The sequence below is a fragment of the Algoriphagus zhangzhouensis genome (assembly GCF_900148515.1).
GTDB lineage: Bacteria > Bacteroidota > Bacteroidia > Cytophagales > Cyclobacteriaceae > Algoriphagus > Algoriphagus zhangzhouensis.
In genome coordinates this window covers 210,367-228,125 of sequence record NZ_FRXN01000004.1, presented here as the reverse complement: position 1 = coordinate 228,125, position 17,759 = coordinate 210,367, and the positions used below count along the sequence as shown (strand labels likewise).

The 17,759-nt window shown below is 39.1% G+C and carries 13 protein-coding genes; 5 read left to right on the top strand and 8 right to left on the bottom strand.

Annotated elements, in window-relative coordinates; genetic code table 11:
* Window positions 1-45 precede the first annotated feature (45 nt).
* The 4 genes from BUF13_RS15210 to BUF13_RS15195 all read right to left on the bottom strand — a co-directional run bounded on the left by BUF13_RS15210 (window position 46) and on the right by BUF13_RS15195 (window position 6,887).
* A complete protein-coding gene (locus tag BUF13_RS15210) occupies window positions 46-1,665 on the bottom strand; it encodes a RagB/SusD family nutrient uptake outer membrane protein (RefSeq protein ID WP_073572679.1) in 1,620 nt (539 codons plus the stop codon).
* 12 nt (window positions 1,666-1,677) lie between these two features.
* Window positions 1,678-4,959 (bottom strand): SusC/RagA family TonB-linked outer membrane protein, encoded by a 3,282-nt coding sequence (locus BUF13_RS15205; protein WP_243839751.1) that lies wholly within the window; start codon window positions 4,957-4,959, stop codon window positions 1,678-1,680.
* Window positions 4,960-5,108: 149 nt separating this feature from the next.
* Window positions 5,109-6,194 (bottom strand): FecR family protein, encoded by a 1,086-nt coding sequence (locus BUF13_RS15200; RefSeq protein ID WP_073572677.1) that lies wholly within the window; start codon window positions 6,192-6,194, stop codon window positions 5,109-5,111.
* A 129-nt stretch (window positions 6,195-6,323) separates the two neighbouring features.
* On the bottom strand, window positions 6,324-6,887 hold the full coding sequence (locus BUF13_RS15195; protein WP_073572676.1) for an RNA polymerase sigma factor: 564 nt from the start codon (window positions 6,885-6,887) through the stop codon (window positions 6,324-6,326).
* A 364-nt stretch (window positions 6,888-7,251) separates the two neighbouring features.
* Here BUF13_RS15195 and BUF13_RS15190 point away from each other — a divergent pair, with 364 nt between their 5' ends.
* Both BUF13_RS15190 and BUF13_RS15185 read left to right on the top strand, forming a co-directional pair.
* Window positions 7,252-7,476 (top strand): DUF3820 family protein, encoded by a 225-nt coding sequence (locus BUF13_RS15190; RefSeq protein WP_073572675.1) that lies wholly within the window; start codon window positions 7,252-7,254, stop codon window positions 7,474-7,476.
* A 6-nt stretch (window positions 7,477-7,482) separates the two neighbouring features.
* A complete protein-coding gene (locus tag BUF13_RS15185; RefSeq protein WP_073572674.1) occupies window positions 7,483-8,262 on the top strand; it encodes a CPBP family intramembrane glutamic endopeptidase in 780 nt (259 codons plus the stop codon).
* On the opposite strand, the gene BUF13_RS15180 is transcribed toward BUF13_RS15185, so the two are convergent.
* Window positions 8,252-9,385 carry a serine hydrolase domain-containing protein gene (locus BUF13_RS15180; RefSeq protein ID WP_073572673.1) on the bottom strand — a complete coding sequence of 378 codons (1,134 nt, stop codon included), beginning with the start codon at window positions 9,383-9,385 and terminating at the stop codon, window positions 8,252-8,254. The two genes, BUF13_RS15185 and BUF13_RS15180, sit on opposite strands and share 11 nt — an antisense overlap.
* A gap of 160 nt (window positions 9,386-9,545) precedes the next feature.
* Here BUF13_RS15180 and BUF13_RS15175 point away from each other — a divergent pair, with 160 nt between their 5' ends.
* The gene (locus tag BUF13_RS15175; RefSeq protein WP_073572672.1) at window positions 9,546-10,862 is read left to right on the top strand and encodes a rhamnogalacturonidase; all 1,317 of its coding nucleotides are present in this window, start codon (window positions 9,546-9,548) and stop codon (window positions 10,860-10,862) included.
* A 1-nt stretch (window position 10,863) separates the two neighbouring features.
* Here BUF13_RS15175 and BUF13_RS15170 read toward each other — a convergent pair whose 3' ends face one another.
* Together BUF13_RS15170 and BUF13_RS15165 are read right to left on the bottom strand one after the other, a co-directional pair.
* Window positions 10,864-12,513 (bottom strand): sulfatase family protein, encoded by a 1,650-nt coding sequence (locus BUF13_RS15170; protein WP_083586478.1) that lies wholly within the window; start codon window positions 12,511-12,513, stop codon window positions 10,864-10,866.
* Window positions 12,510-13,403, bottom strand: coding sequence for a winged helix-turn-helix domain-containing protein (locus BUF13_RS15165; RefSeq protein WP_073572671.1), 894 nt, complete (start codon window positions 13,401-13,403; stop codon window positions 12,510-12,512). Before BUF13_RS15165 ends, BUF13_RS15170 begins: the two co-directional genes overlap by 4 nt.
* Before the next feature lie 122 nt (window positions 13,404-13,525).
* On the opposite strand from BUF13_RS15165, the gene BUF13_RS15160 reads away from it, so the two are divergent.
* Window positions 13,526-15,010: a serine hydrolase gene (locus BUF13_RS15160; protein WP_073572860.1), complete on the top strand. Its 1,485-nt coding sequence runs from the start codon at window positions 13,526-13,528 to the stop codon at window positions 15,008-15,010.
* On the opposite strand, the gene BUF13_RS15155 is transcribed toward BUF13_RS15160, so the two are convergent.
* A complete protein-coding gene (locus BUF13_RS15155; RefSeq protein WP_073572670.1) occupies window positions 15,007-16,746 on the bottom strand; it encodes a family 43 glycosylhydrolase in 1,740 nt (579 codons plus the stop codon). The two genes, BUF13_RS15160 and BUF13_RS15155, sit on opposite strands and share 4 nt — an antisense overlap.
* Before the next feature lie 140 nt (window positions 16,747-16,886).
* On the opposite strand from BUF13_RS15155, the gene fdhD reads away from it, so the two are divergent.
* Complete coding sequence (gene fdhD, locus BUF13_RS15150; protein ID WP_073572669.1) at window positions 16,887-17,756, top strand: formate dehydrogenase accessory sulfurtransferase FdhD; 870 nt, start codon at window positions 16,887-16,889, stop codon at window positions 17,754-17,756.
* Window positions 17,757-17,759 lie beyond the last annotated feature (3 nt).

Sequence of the window (17,759 nt, the reverse complement as noted above, 5' to 3'; positions counted from 1 at the left end):
GAAAATTAGGTCGGTAGGTCAAAATCCCTACCGACCTTTTGTTAATTAATAACCTGGGTTTTGAACCAAGTTAGGGTTGGAATTTGTCTGAATTTCAGGAATTGGGAAAAGCTCCAAGTTGGAATCTCCACTTGGCTCATGGTCCCACCATGAATCTGAAGTAAATGCTCCAAATCTGATCAAATCAGTTCTTCTTTTTCCTTCGAAAATGAACTCTCTACCTCTTTCTGCCAAAAGCTCATCCAAAGTCAAAGTACTGGTAGTATATGCTTCAGTGGCCCAATCTTCTTCAGAGAAAGCTCTTTTCTTAGACTCATTGATCAAAGCAACAGCTTCAGGAGTAGCCTGACCACCATTCTTTCTCATTAGAGCCTCAGCTTTGTTGAAATACAATTCAGTCAATCGGTAGATGATGTAATCATTTTCCTGATAGTTCAAATCATCTTTAGTTCCAGACTTATACTTGTTAAATCTAGCACCAGAGTTTTCTTCACCTTCAGTCATGGATCCTTCACCGGTTGCACCTTCAGAGTTTCTTCTGATTGTATTCACATATACCAATGGCTGACCATCCCATTCTTCGGTACCGATCACTGGATCAGTTGTACCATATTTATACTGAGGACCAAATAGGAACCATTCAGACTTTCTCATGTCATTTTCCTGATATGCATCAAATGCCGACGGGATTACAACAAATGCATTCCATCCACTGTAGGTCACGTCCAAAGCTTCGGACATATTGGAGTAGCCCATGAAGAAACCGCCCCATCCAAAAGAGAATCCACCTTGTCTACTGAAAGCAAACTGGAAGATATTCTCTGGAGAATTTTGGTTGTCATTTCTGAAAGGACCATTGATATCTGGATCCAATCCAATAGCTCCTGTCAAAGAACCGCCCTCACCGTTGATTACTTTATCAGCGTAAGCAATAGATTGATCCCACATGGCAGTGCCACTCCATTTTTCAGCATTTAGGTACAATTCAGAAAGCATTGCATATCCTGCAGCTTTGGATACTCTACCTACCAACTCTTGAGAAAGTGGTTCCAAAAGCTCCACATTTGCTTCCAATTCGGATTTCACAAATTCAAAAACCTCAGCTCTTGAAGAAGTCGGTGGATTCAAAGGCTCACCTACAGTAGTGATAATTGGAACATTACCCCACATGTCCATGATTCTCATGTAGTGATAAGCTCTCATAACTTTGACTTCAGCAATAATTGCTTGTCTTTCATCTTCAGTCATGCCAGCTCTCTCAATATCAAGACCTTCCACATCTTCAAGGATTGAGTTTACATATCCAACTCCACCCCACATCAATCCCCAAGCTGATCTCATTCTTGGTTCATTGGCAGTCCAAGTATGGTAGTGCAATCTGATGTGATCACCACCATCATAACCGTGACGTCCTTTTTGTGGCCAAGCAATTTGGTCAGCGGCAGATTCACCATGGTAGTAATAACCACTCTGACCTGTAGGTGCCAACCAAGCCTGCATGTGTGTAAAAGGTCTCAAGACCCCTTGCATCACTTCTAGCTTATTGTTGTAAAAATTATCTTTGGACAACTCACTGTAGAAAGTCTCAGAAAGGTCCATGCAGCCTGCAAATCCCAAAACAAGAAGTGCGATGGCTATGCTATATATTCTTTTAATATTTTTCATTATTCAGAGTCTTTAGAATGTAACTTTCAAACCAAGAGTGTACGAATTGGTACGAGGGTAGAACCCACGATTGTCGATACCAGTCGTAAATCCAGTGTCTTGAAGTTCAGGATCTAGCCCTGTATAACTGGTGATAGTAGCCAGGTTTCTACCTGTAGCATACAATCTTAGATTCTTAACTGCTTTACCTTTTAGGTTGAAGTTGTAGCCAAACGTAATGTTGTCAAGCTTCACAAAACTTCCGTTTTCCAGGTAGTAGTTAGAGAACTGAGGATTATCGTTTAGCTCGCTGTTTTTGGTGATTGCACTTTCCAAAAGGTTGTTTGGCAACCAAGCTTTGTTTCCAAAATATAGATCTTGAGTATTCAAGATATCATAGGCAAACTTACCTCTAAAGAAGATCGTCAAATCGAAGTTTTTATAACGGAAAGAGTTATTCAAACTTGCCATATACTTAGGTACACCGTTTCCGATGATTGATAGATCTTCAGTTGCGATTTGATCAGCAGTTACAGCAGAACCATCTGCTTTGTAGAACAACCACTTACCATCTTCATTGAATCCTGCGAATTTTTTACCGAAGAAGTTACCCACTTTTCCACCTTCATCCACTCGGATAGCCGCACCCAAGTTTCCTGGAGAAGGCAAGAATCCAAATTCCAGATAATCAGCTGAATAGAACTCATTGGAAAGTTGAGAAATCTTGTTACCCACAATGTTTCCAGTGAAATCAATTGAGTAAGAGAAGTCGTTTTTGTTAACCAACATGGCATTCAAATACAATTCAATACCTCGGTTACGAATACTACCCACGTTGGTGAAAATTGAATTTCTCACGAATGGAGGCTGCTGTGCGGTATAGTTGTTCAACAAGTCAACAGTCTCTCTGTCATAGAAATCCAATGAACCAGATAGCTTGTTATTGAAAAGGGCAAAGTCAATACCGAAGTTCCACTCTTGTTTTTTCTCCCACTTCAAGTTAGGGTTAGGGTTTCTAGCAGGACCATAAGTCTGATAGTAAACACCATTTTGAGGATAAACACCACCAGTACTTAGAGTCACCAAAGACTGATAGTTTGGAATACCTTGGTTACCGGTCACACCGTATCCCAATCTCAACTTCAAGTTTTCAATTGCACTTGAGTTTTGAAGGAAAGACTCTTTGGAAAGATCCCATCCTACTGATGCAGCTGGGAAGTTACCCCACTTATGATTGTCCCCGAACTTGGAAGAACCTTCACGTCTGAAAATCACCTGACCGAATAATTTCTCTTTGTAGCTATAGCTCACTCTACCAAAAAGTGCAATCAAAGTATTGTCTTCTTTGAAAGAACCCATTCCTGGTCTTGGAAGCTGGGTATTGTTGATCGCTGTACCTGCACCTAAGTTCCAATCTTCAAATGCATCAGTGGTAAAACCTGAGTTATTTACCCAGAACTCTTCAAAAGTATTGTATTGATAACTGTAACCACCCAATACATCAAATGAATGATCACCAACAATTCTCTTATAGTTCAAGGTAGACTCAAATACATCTGACCAAGACAAGCCATTGTATTTCCTAGCATATCCAGTTCCTTGGAATTCTGCATTTGGTCTTTGAGCAAAATCCTTCAAAGATCTAAATTGTCTGTCGTTGTAGGTGTTTTGAGTATGTGCTCCAAAAGCACTGATATTCAAACCTTCGATGATCTCAAAAGTCAATCTCATATCACCAGAGAAAGTCTGCTGATTTCTCTCGTTGGTTCTGTATTCGTATCTAGAAAGCGGATTATAGTTGTTATAGGCCTGAGTTTCTACAAAGGTTCCGTCAGGGTTTCTGATCGGAGCAGTAGGGTTTCTTTGAATAGCTTGCTCGAAGTCTCCGCCGCCTCCACCAAGTAGATTTGCTTTATTGAAGTTCGCAGCAAGGTTAGCAGCCATTTGCAATCTTCCATTTACTCCAGTTTGATTCAAGTTGATACGGGCACCATATTGGCTTCTGGAGTTTTCTTTTGCGATACCTTCCATATCATTGATATAGAAAGATGCTCTGTAGTTTGAGTTCAATGAACCACCAGAAGCAGAGAAGTTATGATATTGACTCAAGTTTTGCTTGTTGATCAATTCATCATACAAATCTGTAGATGCTCCCAAGTCATTTACCTCACCAATCAAACCATCAGCTATCAATCCTCTGTATTGATCAGGGGACAAAAAGTTTGGCTTTCTAGCTACAGCTTCTTTAGAAAAATAAGTATTGTAGTTAAAGGTTGGCTCACCAGCTTTTCCTTTTTTGGTAGTAATCAAAATCACACCATTGTTACCTCGGGTACCATAGATTGCTGCTGCAGATCCATCTTTCAATACATCGAAGGAAGCAATATCATCCTGCTGCAACAGATCCAAGTTACCGCCCGGAATACCGTCGATTACGATCAATGGAGCCAAATTACCAACTAGGGAGGTAACACCTCTCATTTGGATAGCTACTCCGGAGTTTGGATTGTTACCTTCTGTTCTGGTAATGCTTAGACCTGCCACTTTACCTTGAATCAAATCAAGTGGGCTCTTCACATTACCTTGAACGAAACTTTCTTCATCTACTTTGGCAACGGAAGAAGTGATTTCTCTTTTCTTTTGAGTACCGTAACCTACCACAACTACCTCATCTAGAGACTTGGTGTCTTCACTCATGGTGATGTTGAAAGTTCTTCTATCACCGACAGGAAGTTCGGTAGTCTCCATTCCGATGAAACTAAATACCAAAACAGCATCAGGAGAACTGACTACCAAAGTAAACTTCCCATCAATATCTGAAACCGTTCCGTTGGTAGTTCCTTTTTCAATGATAGAAACCCCAGGAAGAGGAAGGTTTGTTTCGTCTACGATCACACCGGAAACGGTTTCCTGTGGAACCATTTCGATCATTACTTGATCGTCTTTCTTAGAGTCAGAATCGACTCTGACGTGGATGTTTTTATTGATTTGTTTAAAATTCAAGCCTGTTTGTTGGGAAAAATCAACCAACAAATCATATAAGCTTCCAGAATTTGAGATTGTGACAGCTGGTAAATCTTTTAATTCTCTGGAGGTATAAACAAAATTATACCCAGTCACTCTTTCAATTCTTGAAAAAGCGTCTTGGACCTTTGCATTTTGAAGTTCGATTCTCACCGGAACTTCGTCTATGGCTTTAATTTGAGCATTGCCGGTATTGGCAAATAGTAAGCTCATCGAAAAGCACTGAATCAGAAAACTGTATAAAATGGTTTTGGACATAGCCAATAAGCGTAACAGTATGCTTTTTTTCATAACTTTACTTCATGTTTAAACTATTGTGAAATGGTTGAACTAGGAGTTTTGATTATCCGCCAAGACTCATCAAAACTTCCGCTGGCCGAGAGGGATTATTTCCTTTTCGGCCTTTTACTTTTTTGCTGGTTTTTTCATAGGCTCATGGGTTAAGGTTTAAAATGAATGTATACTTGTTTTCCTTTTAGCTCATATTCAAATCTGGAGCTATAGCTAAGTCCCTTCAAAATATTCTCTAGACTTTCATCTTTGAATTTTCCGGAGACCATCAAATCATTTGGAACTAGATTTTCAAAAACTATGTCGACTCCAAACCAATTTTCCAGTTTTAAGCTGGCTCTATCGAATGGGGTATTTTTGAAAATCAATGTTTTATTCATCCACGAGAGCACTTGCTCCACATCAAATCTTTCTTTTTTCCAGCCAGAGTCTTGAGTGGAAGCGATGATCCCCTCTCCTGGCATTAGCGTCTCCTCCACGTCTCCATTTTTCACCAGTACAACCCCTGTCACCAAAGAGATCGAAACACTATCTCCTGGAAATGAAGAGATATTAAAGGATGTCCCCAATGCAGTGGTGGATATAGATCCAGTCTGAACCACAAATGGCCTACTCTTATCATGAGCAACTTCAAAATACCCTTCCCCTTCTAGTTGAAGCAGGCGTAGAGAATCTGTAAATCCTTTCGTGTAGCTTATTTTACTACCTGAATTCAAAAACACTTTAGATCCATCCTCCAAAGTGATGGTGGATTTTACTCCGGGTGGCGCTTGGTGAACTTCTATTTCCGCCACCATTTCCACTGTATCTTCCTGAGCAGTTCTAACTGACTTTGTCAAAAAGTACCCTACAGAAGCAACCAAAATCAATACTGCTGCAACTTTTCTCTTCCAGGCTATTCGTGATTTTTTGGATTGCTCTTGCTCATATTGCTTAATCGCAGACCATGAATCCAAATTGACCACCTTCGTATCAGTCTGTTCTCTAGATTCTTGATCAATCCCCTGTGAAATGCTTTCCCAGAGACTATCCTTTGCTTCTTCAGAGATCTTCTTCTTCTCGTGAGGAAGATGAATCAGAATCTTTCTGGCTAATTCAATCTCTTGAACTTTCTCGGGATGCTTTTGCAAATAACTCTCCCAATAGGCTTTTGCCTCGGGGTTGTTTTTAAAAATCCATTTTCGAAATTCTGGATCAAGTACAAAGTCTTCGACTGTGTAATTTGCTTTGCTCATAAAATCTGTCTTCAATGCTATAAGACAGACATCTTTAAAAGTTATCCTTCAGTTTTTAACTTTTTTTCAGAAAAATCAAGAATCAATACTTTTAAAAACAAAAAGGATGGTTTGCGAAATTTTATACTGTTAACTCAGATACTTTTTTAAGCTTCCAACAGCTTTCCAAGCAAGTGTGTAAGTGGATCTCAGATTAATATTCATAATTTGAGAAGTTTCTTCATAAGAAAAATCCTCAAAGAACAGACAATTGATCACGGCCTTTTGGCGGTCAGGAAGGCTTTCGATAGCCTTCACCAATTTTTCTTTCAAATGTGATTCGATTTGAATATTGATGAGCTTCGACTCAGAGCTTTCGACCAATAGCTCCCAATCTTCCATGTAATCACTATGAACTGACTTATTTTTCTTGTCTACTTTCGCCAGTTTAAAAAGTTTGTTTGCAAGGCATTTGTATAAGTATGCTTTAACTAGAACAGAAGAATTGATCTTATTTCTATACTTCCATAAGTCTAAAAAAACTTCTTGAATCGCATCCTTTACCTGATGTTCACATTTGGCGATTCCCATCCCAAAAGAGAACAAGTCATCCACATACTTCTCGTAGAAAAAACGAAGACCTGATTGCTCACCTTCTTTCAAAAGTGTCCAATAGGTCAATTCCTCCTCGGAAATTTGGAGCTGGGCATTCATCGGTAATAGCGGGTCTGTTAATTGTAATCGGCCTTGAATCAAAGGAGAAAGAATTAAAAATCAAAGACCTTTTTTTGGGACGGAAACTAGATAAAAATGTATAAAACAAAGACAATTAAGCACTTACATCTAAAAAAACGCATTTTATAACACTATACAAACCTGTCAAATAGAGGTTATTAACTTTTTAAGCAACCGACTAATATTTCAAAAACTACAAATTTATTTATAAACGGTAGATTTTGAGAGCCTTAGAACAAGCAAAACTCGCTTAAACCCTAAGTCTTCATTTCCTTTTCAAATCGAAGGTTTAAAAAATTACAATCTTCAGATTTAAGCGTCTTGAAAATTTTACTTTTGTCATATGGACAATCAAATTTTGATAGACCTCGTGACTAAGAGAATGCCCTTCGGCAAATACAAAGGAAAACTACTTTGTGACATACCTGAGCACTATTTGGTATGGATGCATGGGCAGGGATTTCCAGAGGGAAAGCTGGGAATGTGGCTCCATACTCTCTATGAAATCCGTCTCAATGGTTTGGAAGAAATCCTCACCCAATTGAAGAGAAATTATTCCAACCGCTAAGCTCAATTGAAAAAACTCATCAACTTTCTTACTTGGCAACGAGTCTCATCCTCCGAAATCCATTTCAAAAACCTTCAAAAGGAGAGCTTTTTACTTTTACTCTATGCTCTCTTCTACGTATTCCTTGCAATTTTTATTGCCTACATAATCACCCAATTTCCTTTACCAATTCTAGGTGCTCATGACTTCATTCAGGATTTTTGGTATGCTGGAGTATTCAAATTCACTTTCCTTCTGATTATTCCAATTTGGATCTTTTTCAAAGTTTGGAAATACTCCCTCCATGACCTTCTATTTGGTTTAAAGCCAAGTATTTCAATGGTGATCAAAGGCACCTTATTAATCGCAGTGGGATTTTTCCTTAATACAAAACATCTGGTCCCTATTGCCAGCCAAATCCCAGACTATCAAGATGCGCCGATCCGATTGTTCATCGGAGTTATGCTGCCACTTTTCATTGCAGGAATCCCCGAGGAGCTTTTCTTCAGAGCTATGCTCCAGACAAGACTGGAAAAGCTCTGGAATACCCCTATGGCAATTCTTGTTTCAGGCATTCTTTTTACTGCTTGGCATATTCCAAGCAGGTTCTTCTTGGCAGATGGAGTAGATGGTCAGGCTGGTGACTTGATTTCAGTTCTTGTGGGAACTGGTCTACCCGTTTTTATTGTTGGAGCTTTTTTTGGCTGGCATTGGTCAAGGTTTCGAAACCTTCCTGTTCTTATTTTGACCCATTGGGCAATCGATATTCTACCTTCCGTTTCTTCCTTTTTCGGAATTAGTTTTTGATCAGTTCTTCATAGAGGATATTCACTGTTTCCTTGATCACCTTATTGTAACCATTTTCATAGGTTGGATCACAGCCATTAGTCATTACTACAATTCCAAATTTTTCTTGGGGATCAAAAAACATGGCACTGTAAAGCCCATAGGCTGATCCGGTGTGACCTGTCAACATTTTTCCTTCAATCAACTTGTCAGTTTTCCATAAAGCCAATCCATAATTCTCATTGCTGGAAAGAGGAGTTTGCATGATTTTGGAGCTCTTCTTTTTGATAATTTTGGCCTTCTCCCCTTTGCCATAATTCATATGCATGATCATATATCTGGCAAGGTCAGGAGCGGAAATTTTCATTCCTCCAGTCGGAGAAAAAATCGGAGTGCTATAGTTCTCCACATAATTCGCAATCTCTTCTTTTCTTGGTGCATAGGCCGCTGGAGAAAGCGTGAATTCCCCGGTTTTGGTATCAAAGGAATAAATATTGGCGAATTTCGAAGCGTCCAAATCATTGACATTGAATCCTCCATAAAGTCCCAAAGGATCTAAAATATGGTTCTTGATATAGTGATCAAATCGCTCTCCTGAATACTTTTCGATAATCGTCCCAGTCATATTATAAGCCAGATTACAATACTGATATCCTTCACCGGGAGCATAGTCATTGTAAGCCTTCTTCCAATTCGGATTCTTTGCTGGATTGATGGCGTCTAGTGTAAAATATCCTTCCGAATCATTCATGCTTGAAGTATGGGAAAGCAGCATTTTCAAAGTGATCACCTTTTCAGGAAACTTCGGATTACGAACTTTGAAACCTATTAAATCACTCACATCATCTTCCAAAGACAGTTTTTTCTGTTCTACCAACTGCATAATTGATGTTGCAGAAAAGGACTTAGAAATAGAGGCAATTCTAAAAATATCAGTCGATGACAGAGGCACTTTATTCTCTTCTTTCCAGCCAAACGCTTCCTGATAAACCAATTCTCCATCTTTCACAACCGCTACAGAAAGTCCCATCACAGGGATTTCTTCCATCAACAACATGATTTTTTCAGCTTGTTGATTTTGGGCAAAAAGAGGAGCTAAAAGACAAAAGAATAGCGCAAAGAGGACAGATATAGTTTTTTTCATATGATTAAATTTAATTGAAATCATCAATCCACCTTATCCATTCCTTTTAGTTTTCCATGACTGGTCGGAAACCTTTTCAATATCCAAAATCGGGCTAGCTCCAGACAGTCTAAGCGAATGAAAACCTTATATTGCTTGCTCATTGATTACATTTTCTCTCATGAAAAAGACAATTTGGCTCCTTCTATTCTCCTTAATCCTAAGTCCCTCTTTTGCACAGCAAGATCTTTGGCCAGATGGATCTGTGATCTCGGATTGGTTTAAGGATGACTCTAAAATCTCTCTTTCTGATTTGGGGAGACCTTATGTCATCACAGAGCATGGTGTAAAAAAAGACCCTGAACTCCTACAGACTTTTGAAATTCAAAAGGTCATAGACAAAGCCTCTGCAAATGGTGGTGGAGTAATTATCATCCCTGAAGGAACATTTCTGAGTGGAGCTTTATTTTTCAAACCAAATACCCACCTCCACCTAATGGATGGTGCTGTACTCAAAGGTTCTAATGACATTGCGAATTATCCAAAAATCCCTTCTCGAATGGAAGGCCAAAACTTGGATTATTTTGCGGCTTTGGTCAATGCATACGAAGTAGATGGATTTACAATCAGCGGTAAAGGAACTATTGATGGAAATGGTTTGAAATTCTGGGAAGCCTTCTGGCAAAGGAGAAAAGAGGACCCAAATTGCACCAACCTGGAAGTTTCAAGACCTCGATTAGTTTTTATTTGGCGAAGCAACAACGTGCAACTACAGGATGTGAGCCTGATCAATGCCGGATTTTGGAGCAGTCACTATTACCAGTGTGAGAATGTAAAAATCTTGGATCTAACCATCACTTCTCCAAGTTCTCCAGTCAAAGCACCAAGCACGGACGCAATTGATTTGGACGTGGTGAAAAACGTCCTAATAAAGGGCTGCTACCTTTCTGTAAATGATGATGCAATTGCACTCAAAGGAGGCAAAGGCCCTTGGGCAGACGAGGATCGAAACAATGGAGAAAACACGCACATTCTAATTGAAGACAGTGAATTTGGGTTTTGTCATTCGGCTCTAACTTGTGGCAGCGAAGCGATTCACAATAAAAATGTCATCATGAGAAACATTCAAATTCAAGATGCACATCGCTTGCTATGGTTGAAAATGAGACCTGACACGCCTCAGAATTACGAATACATTACTGTTGAAAATATCCGAGGACAAGCACATAGTTTCATCTATGTAAAGCCTTGGACTCAGTTTTTTGACTTGCAGGGAAGAAAGGATGTCCCCCTATCCTACTCAGATCATATCACCATGAAAAACATCGATCTAGAATGTGATATTTTCTTCGATGTGGCAATTACGGAACATGATCGTTTATCAAACTTTGACTTTGAAAACATTACTGTAAAGACCGAGAAAGCCAATTTCAACAAGGATTTGGTAAAAGGCTTTGAAGTCAAAAACGTGGTTGTAAATGGGAAGAGTTTAGAATAAGCTACTTCTTTTCTATCTCCTGATTCTTCTTTTCCTCCAGCATTTTCTGGTAAGTTGGGATTTTTGAGACGTCTTGAAAATCTGAAGCATTTACCCAGCTGAAACTAACTTCCTCCCCTTTCATATAGCGATTGTAAAAATCAACGCTTTTCGGGTCCACATAGGAATACCGATCAAAAATATCCCCATTGCCCAAAGCTCTTGGATCTCCTTGGGCTTTTAGCTTTTCAAGAAGTTCCAGTTTCATTTCCTCTTTCAATTCTTGAAAGGAGGAATCCTCAGCTAAATTTACAAGGCAGTTAGGGTCTTCAGCAATATTATACAGTTCCTCTTGAGGTCTTTTTCCGAAATTCCATTCCCAAAATTGGAAAGTTTCAGGTTTGTAGATGGAGTTTAAAACCACAGTTTTGGTAGCTCCTCCATCTGTATTCAGATAACCAGTTTCCGGATCACCGGCAGGCCATCTTTCTGGTTTGAAATTATGCAAATAAAGCATTCCATTTTTCACCAAACCACGAATTGGATATCCCTGATCATCTGGTCTGCCGACATCATGTCTTTCTTTTCCGATCAGAACTTGGTTTCGTGAAGAATTTATTTCTCCACTTTTCTCAGAATACAGGATGTCTGTTAAGCTCAAACCTGTAATTGCCTCCATGCCTGTATTGGGCTGATTCACGCCAGCCAATTCCAGGAAGGTTGGTGCAAAATCAATGAAACTCACATAATCTTCCACTTTTCTATTTTCACCCGAAATTCCTTTTGGCCAGCGCATTGCTAATGGCAAATGATTCGAATACTCATACTCTTGACCTTTGACTCTTGGGAACGGCATTCCATTATCTGCTGTCACAACAATCAATGTATTTTCAAGCTCGCCGATTGAATCCAAATGATCCAGCATTTTACCCAGTTGCAAATCAAAATATTCAATTTCATAGGCATAATCCAATAGATCTGTTTTCACAGAATCTACCTTCGGCCAAAACTCAAAAACCTGATCATTCGCGATTTGCCCCAGACTCTTTTCACCTACTCGAATCCCAGATCCATACTCATAGCCACGATGTGGTTCCCAGCTACCAAACCAGAAGAAAAAGGGATCATCAGTTGAATTATCACTCAAGAAAACCTTGAAATTCTCTGCGTAATCAGTATTTGCTATTCCTGTCGTCGGTGGATCCAAGGTGAATTCTCCATATTTATTGACGAGTAAATCTCTTGGAGAACCATCTTCATTGGCTGCTTTTCCCGGAGCCCAACCTTTTCCGGTATAGCCTACGTGATATCCATTTTCATCCAAAGTTTCAGCAAATGACTTGAACTTAACAGGAAACTGAGGCCAGTGATTCCCTGCTTCTTCCAACTGCCAAGAGTTTCGACCAGTCAGAATATTAGCTCGTGAAGGAGCACATTTCGCATTGGGCGTATAGGCATTCATAAAAAGAATCCCCTCTTTGGCAATTCTGTCAAAATTCGGAGTGTTGACCCAATCGCAGCCATAAGCCCCCATGTGCAGATAGGTGACATCGTCCATTATCGCAAAAAGAATATTGGGTCTATCTGCAACCTCCTTTTCTTGATGTTGATTTTGACAGGAAATAAAAAATAGCGCTAATACGCTAAAGCTTAGAAAATTGATCCGATTCATAAATGAAACTTACGGGGTTTTAGGATTGAAGCCAAATCGTATTTGATTTCCAATTTGTATCCTACACCCCTCATATTGGATATAGAAATTTTTGGATCATTTTTAAGCTTCTTTCGAAGTTTTGAAATAAAAGTATCTAAACTCCTTCCCACAAAAACTCCATTATCCTCCCAAACTTTTTTTGACAATTCTTCTCTAGAAACAATGTGATTGGGCCGACTAATAAGGACCTCTAGAATTTCACACTCTTTAATGGATAGTATGATTTCTTCCTCCTGATGAATCAACTTCAATTGGTCCGGGTAAAACATGAATTGACCGATCGATAAGCAACCAGAATCAATTTTGGAATCTTTAGAGACCCGCTTTTCTGATGGTTTTTTAAAAACAAAAAATACGAAGGCCAAAGCAGGAATTCCCAAAAGGAATATTGAAGCCAAATTCGTATTCAAATTCTCAGGGAAATACACTTTCACTTGATAACAAGCCTTTGGCAAATCTCTTCCACAGCATGGTATCAAACTTTCCTCTTCGGATGGCTTGATCTGAAAACTATAAGCAATTTCATGATTTTGACATTCGACAATTTCAATTAAATATTCTGAAGGAAGAAAGTTAGACTTCTCCAATTGTGAGGCTATCTGGACAACAGAATAGGGCTTGATCGTAAGTTTTTTCTCAAAGGAAATTTCAAATTCCCCTTCTTGAACTTCTTTCACAGGAAGCACGATAGAACTTGAATCACCTTGGTTTAGCAAAAGCTGATGTCCAAGCATCCGCAAAGCCACCTTCCTTTCTTCGGAAGAGTCATTTTCTCTCCAGGTGGCCCCCAAGCTTAGAAAGCCAACAACACAAACTATTAAAAGTAAAGCTCCGATTCTTTGATACATCGGGTGTAAGAAATGGAATTTTGGATGTTTTCACAAAGCTTGACAGAGGTTTTACACTTTTTTGACACTTGTATTTAGAAAAAAAAGGTGGTTGCAAGCAATTCAAAAAAAGCAACTTGATCATGAATTGGAACTTATTTTTAAAGCCCATTTACACAGTACTATTCATAATTGGACTTCACCTTCAAAGCTGTTCCCCGGCCCAACCTCAGTCAGAAACAAAAAAAAACCAAATCAATCAGCATGTAAAAACCTATCATGACTATCATCAATTCAACGGGGCAATTTTGGTAGCTTTTGAAGGAAGAGTTATTTACAAAAAAGGCTTTGGTAAAGCCAGTTTTGAATGGGACATACCTAATCGACCAGACACAAAGTTTCAAATCGCATCGGTCTCAAAGCAATTTACTTCCATGCTTATCATGCAATTAGTGGCCGAGGGAAAACTTGACCTCCGCACCCCTATTGGCAACTATTTGAATGACTATCCAAAGCCACAAGGTGATTTGATTACTATTCAACATTTGTTAAACCATACTTCTGGAATCCCCAATCATACTTCTTTTCCATCCTATAGAACAGATATGTTGAAATTTATAAGACCTGAAGGTTTGATCCAGACATTTTCAGATTCCACACTTCTTTTTACTCCAGGCAGTCAATTTAATTACAGCAATTCGGGCTATGCTCTTTTGGGTTTTCTCCTGGAGAAAATAGAAGGCAAACCCTATGGAAAAATCCTGAATGAAAAGATTTTTAGCCCCTTAGGAATGAAAAATTCCGGCTACGAACCAACCCAACGCTTGGTTAAAAACAAGGCTTCGGGATATTCTCCATTAGGTTTATCGTATTTGAAAGCAAATTATATTGATTATTCGGAAGCCTATTCTTCAGGAGGGATTCACTCGACTGTTGAAGACCTTTTTATTTGGGATCAAGCTCTTTATTCTGAAAAGCTACTACCCAAATCTTTCCTAGATTCCCTTTTCTCTCCAAAAGTCCAACTGGGCAACTCGCACTATGCAAATGGTTGGGATATCGGTGAAATTCAAATTGGAAATACTTCTTCCACTTTGAAATCGATCAGCCATGATGGTGTGATAAATGGATACACAGCTTTGATCACAAGAATTCCATCGGAAAAGACCTCCATTATTATATTAAATAATACCGGAGGGGCTCCCCTGCACCATATGACAAAGGGGATTTTGGGGATTTTGCATGGTTCAAGCTTTGACAAGCCTGTTCAATCCGTGGCTATTTCAGTAGGTCAAGAAATCGAAAAAAATGGAATAGAAAAAGGAGTAGAAAACTATAAGGCAATAAAAGACCAAGCCGGGTTTTATCTCAGTGAAAACGAAATGAACCTTATGGGTTATGATTTCTTGGAACGAGGAAATCTGGATGCTGCAAAAGAAATTTTCAGACTGAATGTAGAAGCATTTCCAGATTCATTTAGAGTATATGATAGTTATGGTGAAATATTAATGGAATTGGGAGAAATAGATTTATCAATTATGAACTACCAAAAATCCTTAGAGCTTAATCCAACCAATGGAAATGCAAAGAGATTCCTAAAACTACTAGAGTCCAAAACCTACAATTAATCCACTTTTAGTACCTCATACCTTATACCCACTCCGTTTTCATTGATCGCCTCGATAGTGAAATAATAAGTCTTGGTTCTATCCAAGGTTTTGAGCCAAAATTCATTATTTCCCATTACCATAATGGAGGTATACAGTTTATCTGGTGCGGTTCCATAATAAATATTATAGGCATAGGCATCATCCATCGGAGACCATTTCAAATAGGCACTTCGCTTGTCTTTTTCAGTTCGGAAAACCATAAACTGATTCACTTTTTCAGGAATTGCTCCTCCACCATTTCCAAAAACCCTAAAACCGCTGATTGCAAATTTACCAGTTGGCATATGGATATTTTCAAGCTTTAGGAATCGGGTTTTCACAGGTCTTCCCAGCTCCACATATTCGTGAGGGATATCTGTTTGATTTTGGCTTTTATCTACCAAAACCTCCCATTCTTTACCGTCAAGTGAGTGATACAAAATATACTGATGGAATTGGTCCGTTCTCTTTCCCAATCGATCCTGATCCACATCCTGATCAGCATAATTGATCTGAATGGCATTGACCGTGCTGACCTGACCTAAATCTGACTGAATCCACTCTCTTTTTTCACCAGTTTTGGCACTCCAATAGGTTTTGATATCCTCATCATTGGCTTTGTTTGGAGCGAAACCACCGTAGGTTGAGGAGACAGAGATAGGTTTTTCATAATTCAACAACATCCAACCAGTAAATTCCCCTGCCTTTTCCGCATCCGGCAAAAAATGTGGGTAATCTCCAAAAGCAGTATTGCTCCACATCACATCATCTGAATCAAATCCTGTCGGCCAAATCCCAAGCCTTCGTTCAAAATTGTTTTTGACTGAAACCATGATCGTGCTGATGTGCCAATATTTTCCTTGATTGTCCTGAAAAGTAGCTCCATGTCCAGCTCCTCTCGCAAATCCTCCCAACTTCATACTCAATGGATCGGATTGAGGAGTAAATGGCCCCAATGGCCTAGTTCCAACAATGACACCATCTGAATAGCCACTAAATTCTGTTCCTGGCGCTCCGTATTGCAAGTAGTATTTTCCATTGTGTTTCGTCATATGAGCTCCCTCCATAAAAGGATCCAAAAAGGTGTTATCCATATGCTCTCCAAAGCGCTGCCAGCCATATTTATCAGGCTCCAAAAGATACATTTCCTTTCGAGTGCCAATAGGATTTAAGGTTTTCCGATCCAATTCAATTCCGTAAAGAGGATAGCGATTGGAACTTCCATTGTACATATACAATCTTCCATCATCATCTGTGAAAAAATCAGGGTCCCAACCTCCGATTTCAAATTTTTCAACCAGTGGCTCCCAAACATTCCCCACTGGATCTGTACTCATCCAAATCGTAAAATCCTTTTCATAGGTGGACCCCATGACCAAGACAGTATCTCCTACAATTCCCACAGCAGGAGCACAAAGTTCATCGTAGACTTTGTTCCAAGGACGAAGAAAAAGCCGCGAATGGAATTCCCAATTGGACATATCTGTAGAGGTCCAATAACCCCATTGATTAGTCGAAAAGAGAATATAAGTTCCTTTATAGTTGACTATGACAGGGTCAGCTGTCGCCCGATGTCTTCCCCATTCAGAAAAGTTAGGGATTGGAGTATAGCCATAATCTAGGTTGATGGGATTGCAATAGGTTTGCTGTTGTGCATAGGCAGATGATAAGGTTCCTAAGAATAGGAAAAGAAGTAAACTGAAGAAAAACTTCATAGGATAGGTATTTTGGGATCTAACAATTTATGGAATGTCCAGCAATCCTACTAATCATCACTTTTCATCAAATCATTCCAGAGGATTTTAGTTGATTTATTTATTAATGGCTAACTTATCCAGAAGTAAAATCAGATGAAATGAACGATTTACAATCCCCTTCTACAAAGCAAATTCTGATCGAAAAGATCAAAAAATACACCCTCAGTCTATCTAAAGACACCTTATCAATTGAGGAGCCACTGGAAATTCGATTGTTGTATTTTGACCTAGGAAAAAGAACCCAAAAGAACGTTTCGATCACCATGAGAACTCCCGGTGATGATCCGGATTTAGCTCTTGGCTTTTTATTTACAGAAGGTATAATTTCCTCTTTTCAGGAGATAAAAAGTGTTTTCCAAGACTCTGATTGCTCTTCTGAGAAACAAAACAAAATAACTGTCGAACTGCATGATGGTGTCATTCCGAATCTAGGGAATTCTGACAGGAATTTTTATACCACCTCTAGCTGTGGGGTATGTGGTAAAAGCTCTATTGATTCCATTAAGACAGTGAATTCCTTTTGCAAAAATCTACCACCAAGTTTTTCTGTTCCGGTAGACATTCTTTACAATCTACCTTCTACTTTGAAAGCAGTACAAGAAGGCTTCTCCCAAACAGGAGGAATCCATGCTTCTGGTTTATTTGATCTGGAAGGCGATTTACTTTCTTTTCAGGAGGATGTTGGTAGACATAATGCTTTAGACAAACTCATTGGAAAAGCGCTAAAAGACAACACTCTCCCATTAAACAATCACATTTTACTGCTCAGCGGAAGGGCAAGTTTTGAGTTGATTCAAAAGGCAGCTATGGCAGGTTTCAAATTTGTTGCGGCTATTGGTGCTCCATCTTCCTTGGCGGTAGAATTGGCAGAGGAATTTGGGATTACACTTATCGGATTTTTAAGGGAAAACCGAATGAATATTTATTGTGGAAGTGAACGAGTTCAAATTTCGACTCAAGAAAAATAGATT

What these genes read in the sequence shown, in the direction of transcription:
- BUF13_RS15210 (WP_073572679.1), bottom strand. Translation starts at nt 1,665, where the DNA reads ATGAAAAATATTAAAAGAATATATAGCATAGCCATCGCACTTCTTGTT.
- BUF13_RS15205 (WP_243839751.1), bottom strand. Translation starts at nt 4,959, where the DNA reads ATGAAAAAAAGCATACTGTTACGCTTATTGGCTATGTCCAAAACCATT.
- BUF13_RS15200 (WP_073572677.1), bottom strand. Translation starts at nt 6,194, where the DNA reads ATGAGCAAAGCAAATTACACAGTCGAAGACTTTGTACTTGATCCAGAA.
- BUF13_RS15195 (WP_073572676.1), bottom strand. Translation starts at nt 6,887, where the DNA reads ATGAATGCCCAGCTCCAAATTTCCGAGGAGGAATTGACCTATTGGACA.
- BUF13_RS15190 (WP_073572675.1), top strand. Translation starts at nt 7,252, where the DNA reads ATGGACAATCAAATTTTGATAGACCTCGTGACTAAGAGAATGCCCTTC.
- BUF13_RS15180 (WP_073572673.1), bottom strand. Translation starts at nt 9,385, where the DNA reads ATGAAAAAAACTATATCTGTCCTCTTTGCGCTATTCTTTTGTCTTTTA.
- BUF13_RS15175 (WP_073572672.1), top strand. Translation starts at nt 9,546, where the DNA reads ATGAAAAAGACAATTTGGCTCCTTCTATTCTCCTTAATCCTAAGTCCC.
- BUF13_RS15170 (WP_083586478.1), bottom strand. Translation starts at nt 12,513, where the DNA reads ATGAATCGGATCAATTTTCTAAGCTTTAGCGTATTAGCGCTATTTTTT.
- BUF13_RS15165 (WP_073572671.1), bottom strand. Translation starts at nt 13,403, where the DNA reads ATGTATCAAAGAATCGGAGCTTTACTTTTAATAGTTTGTGTTGTTGGC.
- BUF13_RS15160 (WP_073572860.1), top strand. Translation starts at nt 13,526, where the DNA reads ATGAATTGGAACTTATTTTTAAAGCCCATTTACACAGTACTATTCATA.
- BUF13_RS15155 (WP_073572670.1), bottom strand. Translation starts at nt 16,746, where the DNA reads ATGAAGTTTTTCTTCAGTTTACTTCTTTTCCTATTCTTAGGAACCTTA.
- fdhD (WP_073572669.1), top strand. Translation starts at nt 16,887, where the DNA reads ATGAACGATTTACAATCCCCTTCTACAAAGCAAATTCTGATCGAAAAG.